Origin of the sequence: Paracoccus sp. SJTW-4, assembly GCF_047716885.1 — a bacterium.
Taxonomy (GTDB): Bacteria; Pseudomonadota; Alphaproteobacteria; order Rhodobacterales; family Rhodobacteraceae; genus Paracoccus; species Paracoccus solventivorans.
This window is the reverse complement of record NZ_CP136681.1, coordinates 2,723,806-2,738,927: the sequence shown is the minus strand read 5'-3', so window position 1 is coordinate 2,738,927 and position 15,122 is coordinate 2,723,806. Positions and strand designations below refer to the sequence as shown.

General features: G+C 69.7%; 10 protein-coding genes and 1 tRNA gene. 8 read left to right on the top strand and 3 right to left on the bottom strand.

What is annotated here, in order from left to right; genetic code table 11:
* Together RSP45_RS13440 and RSP45_RS13435 are read right to left on the bottom strand one after the other, a co-directional pair.
* Positions 1 to 972: a 5-bromo-4-chloroindolyl phosphate hydrolysis family protein gene (locus tag RSP45_RS13440; protein ID WP_415392311.1), complete on the bottom strand. Its 972-nt coding sequence runs from the start codon at positions 970 to 972 to the stop codon at positions 1 to 3.
* 400 nt (positions 973 to 1,372) lie between these two features.
* Positions 1,373 to 1,446, bottom strand: a tRNA-Gly gene (locus tag RSP45_RS13435).
* Between the two features lie 82 nt (positions 1,447 to 1,528).
* Here RSP45_RS13435 and RSP45_RS13430 point away from each other — a divergent pair.
* Entirely contained in the window at positions 1,529 to 2,977 is a 1,449-nt protein-coding gene (locus tag RSP45_RS13430) for a TrkH family potassium uptake protein (protein ID WP_415392310.1), read from the top strand.
* Between the two features lie 96 nt (positions 2,978 to 3,073).
* Here the strand turns inward: RSP45_RS13430 and RSP45_RS13425 are convergent, their stop codons facing one another.
* The gene (locus RSP45_RS13425) at positions 3,074 to 4,501 is read right to left on the bottom strand and encodes a peptidoglycan-binding protein (protein WP_415392309.1); all 1,428 of its coding nucleotides are present in this window, start codon (positions 4,499 to 4,501) and stop codon (positions 3,074 to 3,076) included.
* A 96-nt stretch (positions 4,502 to 4,597) separates the two neighbouring features.
* On the opposite strand from RSP45_RS13425, the gene RSP45_RS13420 reads away from it, so the two are divergent.
* From RSP45_RS13420 to RSP45_RS13390, 7 genes are all read left to right on the top strand, one after another.
* The gene (locus RSP45_RS13420) at positions 4,598 to 5,587 is read left to right on the top strand and encodes a glycine--tRNA ligase subunit alpha (protein WP_415392308.1); all 990 of its coding nucleotides are present in this window, start codon (positions 4,598 to 4,600) and stop codon (positions 5,585 to 5,587) included.
* Complete coding sequence (locus tag RSP45_RS13415) at positions 5,584 to 6,066, top strand: DUF6446 family protein (RefSeq protein ID WP_415392307.1); 483 nt, start codon at positions 5,584 to 5,586, stop codon at positions 6,064 to 6,066. The genes RSP45_RS13420 and RSP45_RS13415 overlap by 4 nt, the downstream gene beginning before the upstream one ends.
* Positions 6,063 to 8,309: a glycine--tRNA ligase subunit beta gene (gene glyS / locus RSP45_RS13410; protein WP_415394071.1), complete on the top strand. Its 2,247-nt coding sequence runs from the start codon at positions 6,063 to 6,065 to the stop codon at positions 8,307 to 8,309. The genes RSP45_RS13415 and glyS overlap by 4 nt, the downstream gene beginning before the upstream one ends.
* A 197-nt stretch (positions 8,310 to 8,506) precedes the next feature.
* On the top strand, positions 8,507 to 9,694 hold the full coding sequence (kynU, locus tag RSP45_RS13405) for a kynureninase (protein ID WP_415392306.1): 1,188 nt from the start codon (positions 8,507 to 8,509) through the stop codon (positions 9,692 to 9,694).
* The gene (locus tag RSP45_RS13400) at positions 9,694 to 10,785 is read left to right on the top strand and encodes an efflux RND transporter periplasmic adaptor subunit (RefSeq protein WP_415392305.1); all 1,092 of its coding nucleotides are present in this window, start codon (positions 9,694 to 9,696) and stop codon (positions 10,783 to 10,785) included. The genes kynU and RSP45_RS13400 overlap by 1 nt, the downstream gene beginning before the upstream one ends.
* A gap of 2 nt (positions 10,786 to 10,787) precedes the next feature.
* Positions 10,788 to 11,933, top strand: a complete 1,146-nt coding sequence (locus tag RSP45_RS13395) for an efflux RND transporter periplasmic adaptor subunit (RefSeq protein WP_415392304.1) — start codon at positions 10,788 to 10,790, stop codon at positions 11,931 to 11,933.
* Entirely contained in the window at positions 11,930 to 14,998 is a 3,069-nt protein-coding gene (locus RSP45_RS13390; RefSeq protein ID WP_415392303.1) for an efflux RND transporter permease subunit, read from the top strand. The genes RSP45_RS13395 and RSP45_RS13390 overlap by 4 nt, the downstream gene beginning before the upstream one ends.
* The last annotated feature ends 124 nt before the right edge of the window (positions 14,999 to 15,122 follow it).

Genomic DNA, 15,122 nt, shown 5'->3' with positions numbered 1-15,122 from the left:
CTAGCGGGTGCGCTCTTTGGCCTGCAGCAGCTCGGCGGCGGTGGGCTCGCCGCTGCGGTCCTCGAGCGCGGCGCTGGCGGGCGGGCGCACCCCTTCGCGGGCAAGCCGTTCGCGCAGCACCTCGATCTCGATATCCATATCGGTGCGCACCCCGTCGTGCAGCCGCTGGCTCAGCGCCTGAAAGCTGGTTTCCAGATCCGCCAGCAGCGCCTCGTAATCGCGCTGCGCCGCGGGGTAGGGGCTTTGCGCATAAAGATCGACGAACTTCACCGTCGCGTCGCGGGCGCCGATCAGATAGACGCCCAGATAGCGCCGGGCCGAGGCCAGCGCGCCGGGGTTCTGCTCGACCCGCTCGAACAGCGCCCGGGCGGTGGTCGCAAACGAAGCCACCCGCGCCTGCAGCTTGCGGTCGCGGGTGCGCTGGATCGCGTCGGTCATGCCGCGCAGATGGGTCTCGGCCTCTTCGATCATGCGGGCGGCGCGGTCCTGCTGGAAACTGTCGACACCCTCCATCCCCTTGTCGCGCATCGGGTCGGGGCCGAAGGCCAGCCAGTGCAGCACCGCGCCGGTGAAGCCCAGCACCGCCGCCCCGGCAAAGGCGCCCGGCTCCGAGGCGCCGATCGCGATGCCCAGCCCGGTCAGGATGCCGCCGAACAGCTTGCGCGGGATCGCCGGGCGGCGCGCAACGCGGCGGGCGTCATAGGCGGCCTCGGCCTGCAGCCCCTCGCGCGTCATCCACATGCCGCCGGCAAGGATGCCAAAGCCCAGCAGGCTCGTCGCCATGCCCAGCGGATCGCCCTGGAAGAACGCCCCCAGAAGCAGCGGCGCCCCCATCAGCGTCACCCATTTCGTGCGCGATTCCAGCGGGTGGCGCGCCTGACCCGGCGCGGGACGTCCCATCCCTGCCCCGGCCTCGCCACCTGCCGCGGGCCGCCCGCCGGGCGAATATTTACCGCCGAACCTGATCGCCATCGCCCGCCGCCCCTCAGCCCGCGCCCACCAGCGAGGCATAGAGCGTCACCCCCATCAACAGGAAGAACGACAGGCGCTGCATCGCGGGACGGGACATGGGCAGGGTCTTTCGGTAGCGGTCAACGGGCCTCTTTGCGGTCGCACGGGTCCGGCCGCACGGTCAACCCCCGCAAGCCACAAGTCGTTCCGCAACGGAGAGGGAGGGAGGTGGAGCGGGTGATGGTCACACGCCGGCAAAGACCTTGGAGGTCTATACAGAAGGGGGCGAGCGCCTACCCATGGCGCGAGCCGCCACCTCCGAGATGGAGGCCATGGATTGGCGATGTGTTCCATGGACGTTTCCGGCGCGGGACACATCCGCATCTACGCGATTGCTGCTGCTCGACAGTCTGGAGGATATTGGAGCGGGTGATGGGAATCGAACCCACGTATTCAGCTTGGAAGGCTGCTGCTCTACCATTGAGCTACACCCGCGTTCGGGCAGGATTACCCGACCGCGGATCATGGCGCAAGCGGCGCGCTTGACCGGCGGCGGCGGCGGGGGCACTGAGGCGGCATGATCGACATTCGCCCCGTGGTCCACGCGATCTCGAAACTCTGCGTTGCGATGGGCGTGCTGATGCTGGCGCCCGCGGTGATCGACTGGGCGAATGGCGACCCGAACTGGCGGGCCTTTGCCATGGCCGGCGGCGCCACCATCGTGCTGGGGCTGCTGGTTGCGGTGGCGACGCCGGGCGACGGCAGGCCGCTGGTGGTCGAACAGGCGTTCCTGCTGACCACCGGGCTGTGGGTGGTGCTGCCGCTGCTGGGGGCGATGCCGTTCATGCTGGGCGCCCCGGCGGCGGGCTGGACCGACGCGATGTTCGAATCGATGTCCGGGATGACCACCACCGGCACCACCGCCTTTCCCCGGCTGGACCACCTGCCGCTGGGCACGCATCTGTGGCGCGGCATCCTGCAATGGTCGGGGGGGCTGGGCATCGTGGTGGTGGCGATGGTGTTCCTGCCGGTGATGCGGGTGGGCGGGATGCAGTTCTTCCGCTCCGAGGGGTTCGACACCATGGGCAAGGTCATGCCCCGCGCCGGTCAGATCGCCGCCGAGATGACGCAGCTTTACCTGGGCATCACGCTTGCCTGCGCCGCGACCTATACGGCGCTGGGGATGGGCGGCTTCGACGCGGTGATGCACGCGCTGACCACCTGCTCGACCGGCGGCTTCGGGCGCTATGACGCGAGTTTCGCAGCCTTTCCCGGCTCGATCGAGCTGGCCGCCTCGTTCTTCACCATCCTCGCCTCGATCCCCTTCGTGCGGATGCTGCAGCTGGTGCATGGCGACCCGGCGCCGCTGTGGCGCGACAGCCAGATCCGCGCCTATCTGGGCATCATCGCCGCCGTCTGCCTGGTGATCCTGGTCTATGAGGCACTGTGGCGCTCGGTCCTGCCCTCGGCCGATCTTGCGCGCGAGGTGATCTTCCACGTCGTCACCATCACCTCGGGCACCGGCTTCGCCTCGACCGACGTGACGCAATGGGGGTATCTGCCCTTCGTGCTACTGTTCTTCATCGGGCTGATCGGGGGCTGCACGGGATCCACCGTCTGCTCGATCAAGGTCTTCCGCTACCAGGTGCTGTTCGAGGCGCTGCGCGGGCAGCTGACCCAGATGCAATCGCCCCACCGCGTCCGGCCGCTGCGCCTGCAGGGACGGCGGCTGGACCCCGAGGTGGTGAACTCGGTCATGGCCTTCTTCACCATGTTCGTGCTGAGCTTCGGGGCGCTGATCGTGGCGCTGGCGCTGACCGGGCTGCACCCGCGCACCGCGCTGACCGCCGCCTGGACGGCGATCGCCAACATCGGCCCGATCTGGGGCCCCGAGGTCACCGCCAACGGCAGCGTGGCCGATTTCCCGCCCTCGGCCAAGTGGCTGATGATCGCAGGGATGTATCTGGGCCGGCTGGAGCTGATCACCGTGTTCGTGGTGCTGATGCCGCGGTTCTGGAGGCAATAAGGCGCGGCAGTATCAGCCACTCCGATCGCGGGCAGCGGTGCCGGGTGGGGTGATCCGGCGCGTGGGCGCTGGCCTGCAAGCCGCGGGGCTGGCGGATCAATCCGCAGCGGCGTCTGCGGTGGACCCGGGCGTCTCTTCCGCCGCGCCCCCGTCTGCCGCATCGTCGGCCGAGGCATCGCCTGCGACAGGGGCATAACGCAGGCTGTCCAGCATCTCGGCGGCGATGCGGGGCTGGTCCTCGGCGTCCAGCACCGGCCAGATCAGCACCAGCCCCTCGACATTGCCATCGACGACCCGCGCTTCGGCTTGGCCGATATGGGTGTCGTTGCGGCCGATCAGGCTGGCGCTGCCCTGCGAGACCTGGCGTTCCGGCGAGGGCACCCAGCCCAGTGCCGTCACCAGCCCGGTGAAATCCAGCATCTCCTGCTGGCCGCCGGGGGCGCGATAAAGGATCAGCGCCGCGCCCGATTCATTGCGCGGGCCATAGATCGACAACCCCTGTTCGTTGCGCAGGAACTCAAGCCGGTCCATCGGCGCGGTCAGGCTCAGCCCCGATTGCGGGTCGTGCAGCGTGGTCAGGCCCATCTCGTCGCGCCAGGCCGCCCGGCGCTCGATCAGCGCCTGCATCGCCGAACCCGCGTCGGGGGCGGCGCGCAGCGCCAGCACCTCGGCGGCGATGGCGGCGTTGGTCTGCGGCCCGGCGGTGCCGTCGATCTCTCCGTCATAGCGCCCGGCCCAGCGCAGGGCGCGCTGCACCTCGTCCAGCGGCGGCATCGCGGCCTCGCCCGCGGGGGGCAGCTGCGGATCGGCGCCCTCGTCCAGCACCTCGCCCAACTCGGCCGCGGGCAGCACGGCGGCAAAGCGCCCGACCCGCTCGGCGGCACGGAACGCCTGCAGCCAGGCCTCGCCCACGCCGGACGCCACCGGGCCCAGCGTGATCGCAAACCCGCCGTCGGGCTGCTGCCAGAGCCCCGCCTCGGGGAAATCCGCGCGCCACTCGGCCAGCGCCGCATCGGCCGATTCCCGGGTGTCATAGCGCTGAAGCCGCAGGTAGTCGCCGGCCGGCAGCTCGGCCGGTGCCTCTGCCGCAGGCGGTTCCCCTGCCTGGGATGCGGGCGCAAAGGTCGAGGCGCCGGCCGCCAGTCCCGCCCGCGGGCTGGCATCCTCTACGGCCGCGTCCTCTGCATCGGCCCCGGGTGCTTCCGCATCGGCGCCGCCCGCGGCCGCGGCCACGGGAACCGCTCCGGCCGGCACCGGCACGATGAAACTGTCCCGTGGAATCCGGCCCGCCGCCTTCAGCCGCGCCATCTCGGCCTGCGCGTCCTCGCGTTCCATGGGGCCAAGGCCGATGCCGGTCCAGCCGCCCGACAGCGGGAATGTCATCACCTCGGGGAAGCGTGCGGCCCAGCTTTCGACCACCGCGGCGGTGTCGGGGCCGCGCTTGGCCTCGACCCGCAGCACCACCGGCTCGGCCCAGGCGAGGCCCGGCAGCATGGCGACGATCAGAAACCCAAGCCTGCGCATTGGCGGTCCCCCTGTTCCGGCGGTCTGATTGACCCGGCCCCGGCCGCCCCCTATTAGCGGCCTGCATTCGCGTCAGATATGCGAAAGGACGCAGGGATGACCAGCCCCGACCCGACCCGCAGCGCAACCATCGGCAATTCCGCCCCCCCCCCGGCTGCGGACCGGCCGCGCTGTTTCCAGGACGTGATCCTGCGCCTGCAGGGCTATTGGGCGGCCGCCGGCTGCGCGGTGCTGCAGCCCTATGACATGGAAGTCGGCGCCGGCACCTTCCACCCGGCGACGACGCTGCGATCCCTGGGCGCGCGGCCCTGGGCGGCGGCCTATGTGCAGCCCTCGCGCCGGCCGACCGACGGGCGTTACGGCGAAAACCCCAACCGGCTGCAGCATTACTATCAGTATCAGGTCATCATCAAACCCTCGCCGCCCAACCTGCAAGAGCTGTATCTGGGCAGCCTGCGCGCCATTGGACTGGACCCGCTGCGCCACGACGTGCGCTTTGTCGAGGACGACTGGGAATCGCCCACGCTGGGCGCCTGGGGCCTGGGGTGGGAGGTCTGGTGCGACGGGATGGAGGTCAGCCAGTTCACCTATTTCCAGCAGGTCGGCGGGCATGACTGCCGCCCCGTCTCGGGCGAGCTGACCTACGGGCTGGAGCGGCTGGCGATGTATGTGCTGGGGGTCGAGCATGTGATGGACATGCCCTTCAACGCCCCCGACGCGCCGATCCCGCTGAGCTATGGCGACGTCTTCCGCCAGGCCGAGCGCGAATATTCCCGCTGGAACTTCGAGCAGGCCGACACCGACATGCTGTTCCAGCATTTCAAGGACGCCGAGGCCGAATGCCACCGCATCCTCGATGCCGCCGAAACCGACGCCGCCGGCCGCCGCATCCCGATGGCGCACCCGGCCTATGACCAGGCGATCAAGGCCAGCCATCTCTTCAACCTGCTGGACGCGCGCGGGGTGATCTCGGTCACCGAGCGGCAGGCCTATATCGGCCGGGTGCGGGCGCTGGCCAAGGGCTGCGCCGACCTGTTCCTGACCACCGAGGCCGCCACCGGCGCCGACAAGGAGGATGCGGCATGAGCACCGGCAAGATCATGGTTTCGATGCTGCTGCTGGTCGCGGTGCTGACCGGCGCGGCGATCTGGTATCTGCAGGTCTACGGCTTCTACGAAGAGGTGGACGAGATCACCGGCGCCAGCGAAATGGTGGTGACCCTGCCCGACGGCGTCACCCGCCAGGTCGCGGTCGAGGGATTCCGGGCGATCGACGCGCAGTCCTCTCCGATCCGCTGGCGGGCGTGCTTCACGCTGGACCCGGCGCAGATCACCGACGCCGTGCCCTATGAGGGCGCGACGCCGCTGAACGGCCCCGGCTGGTTCCGCTGCTATTCCGCCCGCGCGCTGACCGCCGATCTGGCCGCCGGCAACGCGGTCGCGGTGCTGGGCCAGTCCGAGATCCGCCCCGACGTGGACCGGGTGATCGTGGTCTATCCCGACGGCCGCGCCTTTGGCTGGCACCAGTTCAACGAAAAGAACCCTCCGCGCGGAGTCATGGACTGATGGACCTGCTGATCGAGCTGTTTTCCGAAGAAATCCCCGCCCGGATGCAGCCCCGCGCGCGCGAGGACCTGAAGCGCCTGGTCACCGACGGGCTGGTCGAGGCCGGGCTGACCTACGTATCGGCCGGGGCGTTTTCGACGCCGCGCCGGCTGGTGCTGGCGGTCGAGGGGCTGACCCCGGAATCGAAACCCGTGCGCGAGGAACGCAAGGGTCCGCGCACCGATGCGCCGCAGCAGGCGATCGAGGGTTTCCTGCGCGCGACCGGCCTGACGCTGGAGCAGCTGGAACGCCGCCCCGAGAAAAAGGGCGAGGCGTATTTCGCCGTCATCAAGCGCCCCGGCCGGGGCGCCCCCGAGATCGTGGCCGAGGTGCTGGACACCGCGATCCGCAACTTTCCCTGGCCCAAATCGATGCGCTGGGGCAGCGGCAGCCTGCGCTGGGTGCGGCCGCTGCATTCGATCCTCTGCATTCTGAGCGACGCGGCGGGCACGCAGCTGGTGCCGCTGACCGTGGACGGCATCACCGCCGGCGACACCACGCGCGGCCACCGCTTCATGGCCCCCGACCCCATCCGCGTATCCAGCTTTGACGATTACGCGGCCAAGCTGCTGCGCGCCAAGGTCATGCTGGACCCCGCCCAGCGCGAGGCCGCGATCCGGCAAGAGGCCGCCAATCTCGCCTTTGCCCGCGGCTGGGAAATCGTCCCGGACGATGGGCTGATGACGGAACTCGCCGGTCTGGTCGAATGGCCCGTGCCGCTGATGGGGGTGATCGAGGACCGTTTCCTCGACCTGCCGCCCGAGGTGCTGCAGACCTCGATGCGCGAGCACCAGAAGTTCCTCTCCGCCCGCAACCCCAAGACGGGGCGGATCGAGGGCTATGTCACCGTCGCCAATATCGAGACCCCCGACCACGGCGCCACCATCCTGCACGGCAACCAGCGGGTGCTGGCCGCCCGCCTGTCGGACGCCGCGTTCTTCTGGGAGAACGACCTGCGGGTCGCAACTAAAGACATAAAATCTTGGCAAGACGGCCTTGCGGCGATGACCTATCATCGCGAGCTTGGCTCGCAGCTTGAGAGAACTGGTCGGGTAACAGCACTTGCGGTTGAAATTGCCAACCGCCTTGGAGCCGACGCCGAAGATGCGCAGCTTGCTGCTGCGTTTTGCAAGTTAGACCTTGTGTCTCAAATGGTCGGAGAATTTCCAGAGCTGCAAGGAATTATGGGCGGGTATTATGCTAAAGCCTATGGTTTAAGTGACGTGGTTTCAAAGGCCGTCGCCGAGCATTACGCACCCAAAGGCGGCTCTGATGCTGTCCCCACCTCTGCAATCAGCAGAATTGTTAGCTTGTCTGATAAGGTCGATAGTTTAGTTGCTCTTTGGGCGGCGGGAGAGAGAGTAAAAGGATCCGGTGATCCATTTGCTCTTCGCCGGCAGGCGCTGGGCATTATTCGCATGATCCTCACCTCCGAATTTCGTTTAGAGCTGAAAAACGCTATATCGATATCCAACAGAAGAGCGTGGGCTTCGATGCTCCGTACTGGTGTTAAGCGCCTCAACCATGTTTTGCCACTTTCGCTACTTCGCAGCCTCAATTTGTTAGCCACAGATACACCTATTGAGAAGGCAGAAGTTGACGCCGCCAAAGCGGCCGATCTATTGGAGAAGGGCTTCGGCTCTGGTGTTCCGTTACAAGAGTGGGAAATTGCCGTAGCGTCGGAGATACTCGCCTTCCTCCACGACCGCCTCAAAGTCCATCTGCGCGACCAGGGCATCCGCCACGACATCATCGACGCGGTGCTGACCATGCCCGGCAGCGACGATCTGGTGCTGGTGGTCAAGCGGGCCGAGGCGCTGGCGGCGTTCCTCAAGACCGAGGACGGCACCAACCTGCTGCAGGGGCTCAAGCGCGCCGCCAACATCCTCGCGCAGGCCGAGGACAAGGACGGCGTCGAATACTCCTTCGGCGCCGACCCGAAATACGCCGACACCGATCAGGAACGCGCCCTCTTCTCCGCGCTCGACGCGGCAGAACCGGCAATCCGCGCCGCCGTTCAGGCCGAGGACTTCCCCGCCGCCATGACCGCCATCGCCGCGCTGCGCACCCCCGTCGATGCGTTCTTCGAGGCCGTGCAGGTCAACAGCGACAATGCGATCCTGCGCCGCAACCGGCTGAACCTGCTGTCGCGCATCCGCGAGACCGGCCGCCTGATCGCCGATTTCGGCCGGATCGAGGGGTAACCCGCAGCTCCGCCGGACGGGGGCCGTCTGCCCCCGCGAGGCCTGCGGCCTCTTCCCCCGAGGATATTTCAAAACCGCCCGAAGCTCCCTTTCGGGCGGTTCTCAAATATCCTGGGGGAGGCCCGGCACGGGCCGGGGGCAAAGCCCCATCTTGCAGCGGCGCCACAGGCTGCTAGCGTCCGGGCAGGAGGAACCGCATGACCGATTTCACCGCCACCCGCCGCGCCTTTCACCTGCCCCCGGGCATCACCTATCTGGACGGCAACTCGCTGGGGCCGATGCCGCGCCACGCGGTGGACCGGGTTGCCGCGATGATGCGGGACGAATGGGCGGAAATGCTGATCACCGGCTGGAACCGCGCCGGCTGGTATGTGCAGCCGCGCCGCGTCGGCGACCGGATCGCGCGGCTGATCGGCGCGGGCGAGGGGCAGCTCGTCATGGGCGACACGCTGTCAGTCAAGGTGTTTCAGGCGGTGTCCGCCGCGCTGCGGCTGCGTCCGGGACGGCGGGTGATCCTGTCGGACAGCGGCAATTTCCCCTCGGATCTCTATGTCGCGCAGGGGTTGGCCGATGCGGTAGGGGCCGAGCTGCGGGTGGTAGCCCCCGAGGATGTCGCGGCGAATATCAACAGCGATCTGGCGGTGCTGATGCTGACCGAGGTCGATTACCGCACCGGCCGGCGCCACGACATGGCCGCACTGACCGCCGCCGCGCATGACGCCGGCGCGCTGGCGGTCTGGGACCTGGCGCATTCGGCGGGGGCGGTCGATGTCGACCTGCTGGGCGCGGACGCGGATTTCGCGGTGGGCTGCACCTATAAATACCTCAACGGCGGGCCGGGGGCGCCTGCCTTCATCTGGGCGCATCCACGCCACGCCGATGCGGCGCAGCCCTGCCTGCAGGGGTGGATGGGACACGCGGCGCCCTTTGCCTTCGACCAGAGCTACGCCCCCGCCCCGGGGATCGAGCGGATGCGGGTCGGCACGCCGCCCGTGATCGCGCTGGCGGCGCTGGACGCGGCGCTGGATGTGTGGGACGGCGTGGCGCTGCCCGACCTGCGCGCCCGCTCGGTCGAGCTGTCCGAGGCGTTCATCCGCGGGGTCGAGGCCGCCTGCCCCGGCGTGACGCTGCATTCCCCGCGCGACCCCGCCCGGCGCGGCAGTCAGGTGGGGTTCCGCCATCCCCATGCCTATGCGGTGATGCAGGCGCTGATCGCGGAAAGGGTGATCGGCGATTTTCGCGCCCCCGACGTGCTGCGCTTTGGCTTCGCGCCGCTTTACAACGATCTGGACGACGTGGCGCGGGCGGTCGACACGCTCGCCGCGATCCTGCGCGACGGGCGCTGGGACCGGCCGGAATACCACCAGCGCGCCGATGTGACCTGATGCGGGGCCGGGCATTGCATATCCGCCGGGCGACGCTGGCGCTGCTGTGGGCCGCCGCGGTCCCGGCCGCCGCGGCGGCGCAGCCCGCGCACCAGCCGGTTGCGGTCGAGTTCGTCGAGGTCCGCCAGCAGCCGCTGGTGCTGGACCTGCGGCTGGTCGGCACCATCGCGGCCAGCGACAGCATCGACCTGTCCTTCCCCGCCGGCGGGCGCATCACCGAGATCACGGTCCGCGCCGGCGACCGGGTGCAGGCGGGCGATCCGCTGGCGCGCACTGACGGGGTGCAGCAGCAGCAGGCGCTGAACCAGGCGCTGGCCGCCGTCGCCGCCGCCGAGGCGACGCTGCAGCAGGCCGAGCAGGCCGCGATCCGCGCCGCCGAGATGCTGCGCCGGGGCGTCGGCACCCGCGCCGAAAGCGACATGGCCAACCAGGCGCTGTCAGCCGCGCAGGGCCAGCTGGCCGCGGCGCGGACCGGCGCCGACCAGGCGCAGCGCGCGGTCGAGGACACGGTGATCCACGCCCCGCAGGCCGCGGTGGTTACCGCCCGCATGGCCGAGCCGGGGCAGGTGGTGGGCGCGGCGCAGCCGATCCTGACGCTGGCGGCGCTGACCGGGTTCGAGGCGGTGTTCAACGTCCCCGATTCGCCGCATCTGGACCAGGCGCACGGGGCGCTGGTGTCGCTGGTGCCGCTGGACCGGCCGGAAACCCGGCTGTCGGCGACGGTCACCGAAATCGCGCCGCTGGTCGATCCGGCCACCGCCGCGGTCACCGTGCGGGCCGAGATCAACCCGCGGCTGATCAACAGCGTGCTCGAGGCCGGGCTGCTGGGCGCCGCGGTCGAGGGGGTGGTCCATCTCAAGGCCGGCACCGGCATCGAAATTCCCTGGACCGCGCTGACTGCAACGGGTGACGGCCCGGCGGTGTGGCGCATCGAGGAGGGCGTGGTGGCGATCACCCCGGTCGAGATCGAACGCTTCGCCAACGGCCGGGTGGTGCTGAGATCCGGGGTCGCCCCGGGCGATACCGTGGTGGGCGAAGGCTCGCAGCTGATGTTCCCCGGGCGCCAGGTCCGGCCCGGCAAGGGACGCTGACCATGCGCAACACCCGCCCTGCCCCTTCCCGGCCCTGCCCGGCCCTGCTTCGTCCGGCGCTGGCGCTGGCGCTCGCCGTTGGGCTGGCCGCCCCCGCCGTGGCGCTGGAGCTGCCCTTCGGCCGCGACGCCGCCCCGGCCGCCGCCCCCGCCCCCCGCCCGGTGGTGACCGAGATCGTGGCCCCGAACGACAGCGCCGCGGGGCGCAGCGTCCCCGGAGTCATCACCGCCGCGACCGAGGTGCAGATGGCGTTCCAGACCCTTGGCCGGATGATCGCGCGGCCGGTGGATGTCGGCGACCGGGTGGACGCCGGGCAGGTGCTGGCGCGGCTCGACCCCGAGGACCTGGCCGGCAACACCCGCGCCGCCGAAGCCTCGCTGGCCGCGGCGCAGGTCAACCTGACCACCGCCCGCAACACCGCCGAACGCGCGCGTTCGCTGTCGGAACGCAACGTCGCCTCGGCCGCGCAGCTGGAACAGGCGGAGCAGGCGCTGTCGGCGGCGCGCTCGGCCGTCGACCAGGCGCAGGCGCGGCTGGAAAGCGCCCGCGACGCCGAGGGCTATGCCGTGATGACCGCGCCGATTTCGGGGGTGGTCAGCGCGGTGCGCGCCACCCCGGGCGCGGTGGTGGCGGCGGGTGACCCGATCCTCACCCTGTCGTCCGAGGATGAGCTCGAGGCCACCATCGACCTGACCGAAGCGCAGTTGCAGGGGATCGAGCGCGGCACCGAATGCCTGATCTTCCGCGACGATCAGGCAGAAGAGCCGGTGCGCGGCCACGTCAGCCGCATCTCTCCGGTCGCGGACCGCCAGACCCGGACCCGGCGGGTCTATATCACCCTGCCCCCCGGCAGCAGCTTCCGGCTGGGCAGCCTGGTGCGGGTGCGCCGCGCCGATGATTCCGCCGCCGCGCTGACCATCCCGGCCGAGGCGCTGGTCGCCGAACCCCCGGGCGGGGTCGCGGTCTGGATCGTGCGCCGCACCGGCCCGGACGCCGCCACCGTGATGCGAAGGCCAGTCACCATCGGCGCCCGCATCGGCGCCCGGATCGAGGTGACCGACGGGCTCGCCCCCGGCGACGAGGTGGTGATCCGCGGCGTCCATTCCCTGGCCGAGGGCCAGCAGGTCGGCAGAAAGGTCGAGCCGTGACAGAACGCCGTTCCTTCAACCTGTCCGACTGGGCGCTGCACCACCGCTCGCTGGTGTGGTTCCTGCTGATCGTGTCGATGGTCGCCGGCACGCTGGCCTATCGCGGCCTGGGCCGCGAGGAAGACCCCAGCTTCACCGTCAAGATCATGGTGATCTCGGCCGCCATGCCCGGCGCCACCACCCCGGAAACGCTGGAACAGGTCACCCACCGCATCGAGACCAAGCTCGAAGAGCTGGACGAGCTGAAGTTCACCCGCTCGGTCACCATGCCGGGGCAGGCGGTGGTCTATGTCGAGCTGCTGCCCACGGTGCGCGGCGACGACGTGGCCCGCACCTGGCAGCAGGTGCGCAACATGATGAACGACCTGCGCCCCGAGTTCCCGCAGGAGTTCGCCGGCTTCCAGTTCAACGACCGCTTCGGGGACGTGTTCGGGAATATCTACGCCTTTACCGCCGACGGCTTCACCCAGCGCGAGCTGCGCGACCGGGTCGAGGCGATCCGCAAGCAGGTGCAGGCCCTGCCCGCCGCCGGCAAGACCGCGCTGCTGGGGGTGCGGGACGAGGAAATCTACCTCGAGTTCTCGTCGGCGCGGCTGGCGGCGATGGGGCTGAACGAACAGCAGGTGCTGCAGACGCTGGCCGCGCAGAACGCCATCGCGCAGTCGGGCATCGTGCAGGCGGGGCCCGAACAGGTGCTGGTGCGGGTCGGCGGCCAGTTCGACACCGCCGAGGCCATCGCCGCCGTCAACCTGCGCGTGGGCGACCGCTTCTTCAACCTGGGCGAGGTGGCGCGGGTGCGGCGCGGCTATGCCGACCCGCCCTCGACCCTGTTCCGCCATAACGGCGCCGAGGCCATCGGGCTGGAAATCGCCATGCGCCAGGGCGAGAACATCCAGAGCTTCGGCGCGGAACTCGACGCGCTGATGGTAGGCATCGCCGCCGACCTGCCGGTGGGCATCGAGATGCACAAGTTCGCCGACCAGCCGAAGGTGGTGGAAAAGGCCGTCGGCACCTTCGTCAAGGCGCTGGCCGAGGCGGTGGCCATCGTGCTGCTGGTCAGCTTCGTCAGCCTGGGGCTGCGGGCCGGGTTCATCGTCACCCTGACCATCCCCTTGGTGCTGGCGATCACCTTCGTCATCATGGAGATCTGGGACATCACCCTGCAGCGGGTGTCGCTGGGGGCGCTGATCATCGCGCTGGGGCTGCTGGTCGACGACGCGATGATTGCCATTGAAACGATGATCTCGCGGCTGGAACAGGGGGCGAGCCTCGAGGACGCGGCCAGCTATGCCTGGACCTCGATCGCCTTCCCGATGCTGACCGGGACGCTGGTGACGGTGGCGGGGTTCATCCCGATCGGGCTGAACAACTCGATGGCGGGCGAGTTCACCTTCTCGCTGTTCGTGGTGATCGCGGTGTCGCTGCTGGTCAGCTGGATCGTCGCGGTGCTGTTCGCGCCGCTGCTGGGCGTCACCCTGCTGCCCGCAAAGTTGAAGCACCACAGCGGCCGCGCCGGCCCGCTGCGGCGCGGCTTTCACGCGCTGCTCAAGCTGGCGATGCGGTTCCGCTGGACCACGGTGCTGGCGACGCTGGCGCTGTTCGTGCTGTCGGTGGTCGGCATGGGCGGGGTCGAGCGGCAGTTCTTCCCGACCTCGGACCGGACCGAGGTGCTGATCGACATTACCGAACGCCACAACGCCTCGATCGCGCGCACCGACGCCTCGATCGCGGCGCTGGACGAGTTCCTGTCGCAGCAGCCCGAGCCGCTGTTCTGGACCAGCTATGTCGGGCGCGGCGCGCCCCGCTTCGTGCTGGCGATGGACGTGCCGACGCCGGGGCCGTTCATGGGGCAGATGGTGGTGCAGACCGCCGACATCGCCGCCCGCGATGCGCTGAAGCTGAAGCTGGCCGAATTCGCCGAGACCTCGCTGGTCGGCACCGACATCTACGTCAAGAACCTGGAAATCGGCCCCCCGGTCGGCAAGCCGGTGCAATACCGGGTCAGCTCGACCGACCCGGATGCGGCCCGCGACGCCGCCCGCGGGCTGGCGGCGGTGCTGGCGACCGAACCGCGGCTGCGCGACATCGCGATGGACTGGAACGAGCCGGCCCGCGTGGTGCGGGTCGAGGTCGACCAGGACCGCGCCCGCCAGCTGGGCCTGTCCAGCCAGGACGTGTCGAACGCGCTGGCGGCGCTGTTTTCCGGCAAGATCGTGACGCAGCTGCGCGACGGCATCTTCCTGATCAACGTGATCGCCCGCGGGGCCGAGGCCGACCGCCAGTCGCTCGAATCGATCCGCAACCTGGAACTGGCGCGCCCCACCGCCTCGCCCATCCCGCTGGGGGCGCTGGCGCGGCTGAGCTACGAGACCGAGCCGCCGCTGGTCATGCAGCGCGACGGCGTGCCCACGGTGACGGTCAAGGCGGCGGTGGCGACCGCCGACCAGCCGGCCACGATCGTGACGGCGCTGGCCCCGCAGGTGGCGGAATACGCCGCCGGGCTGCCGCCCTCGGTCCGCATCGTCGTGGGCGGCACGGTCGAGACCTCGGGCGAAAGCCAGGCCCCCATCGCGGCGGTGGTGCCGATGATGCTGCTGGCCATCGCCACGCTGGTGATGATTCAGATGCAGGGGTTCCGGCTGTCGCTGATCGTCTTTGCGGCGGCACCGCTGGGGCTGATCGGGGTGGTGGCGACGCTGCTGCCCTTTGGCGTGCCGCTGGGGTTCGTGGCGATCCTGGGGATCCTGGCGCTGGTGGGGATCCTGATCCGCAACTCGGTGATCCTGGTGCATGAGATCCAGGTGCTGATCGCCCGCGGCCATTCGCGCTGGGACGCGGTGTTCGAGGCCTCGGACAGCCGCGCCCGCCCGATCCTGCTGACCGCGGCGGCGGCGAGCCTGGCGCTGATCCCGATCTCGCGGCAGGTGTTCTGGGGGCCGATGGCCTATGCGATGATGGGCGGCATCATCGCCGGAACGCTGATCACCCTGCTGTTCGTGCCCGCGCTTTACTGCGTGGTGTTCGGCGTGCGCCCGCCCGCGCCCGATCAGGCACCGCCGGCCTGAACGTCAGCGCCGCAAGCGGGGGTTTTCCACCCCCGCACCCCCGGAGGATATTTCGGACCGCCCGAAATCCTGCGCGTGGTCTTCGGGCGGTTTCAAATATCCCGGGGGTTCGGGGGCTGGCCCC

Bases quoted from the DNA above. Each gene is read 5' to 3' on its own strand.
- RSP45_RS13430 (WP_415392310.1), top strand. From the start codon at position 1,529: ATGATCGACATTCGCCCCGTGGTCCACGCGATCTCGAAACTCTGCGTT.
- RSP45_RS13425 (WP_415392309.1), bottom strand. From the start codon at position 4,501: ATGCGCAGGCTTGGGTTTCTGATCGTCGCCATGCTGCCGGGCCTCGCC.
- RSP45_RS13395 (WP_415392304.1), top strand. From the start codon at position 10,788: ATGCGCAACACCCGCCCTGCCCCTTCCCGGCCCTGCCCGGCCCTGCTT.
- RSP45_RS13400 (WP_415392305.1), top strand. From the start codon at position 9,694: ATGCGGGGCCGGGCATTGCATATCCGCCGGGCGACGCTGGCGCTGCTG.
- kynU (WP_415392306.1), top strand. From the start codon at position 8,507: ATGACCGATTTCACCGCCACCCGCCGCGCCTTTCACCTGCCCCCGGGC.
- RSP45_RS13440 (WP_415392311.1), bottom strand. From the start codon at position 972: ATGGCGATCAGGTTCGGCGGTAAATATTCGCCCGGCGGGCGGCCCGCG.
- RSP45_RS13420 (WP_415392308.1), top strand. From the start codon at position 4,598: ATGACCAGCCCCGACCCGACCCGCAGCGCAACCATCGGCAATTCCGCC.
- RSP45_RS13415 (WP_415392307.1), top strand. From the start codon at position 5,584: ATGAGCACCGGCAAGATCATGGTTTCGATGCTGCTGCTGGTCGCGGTG.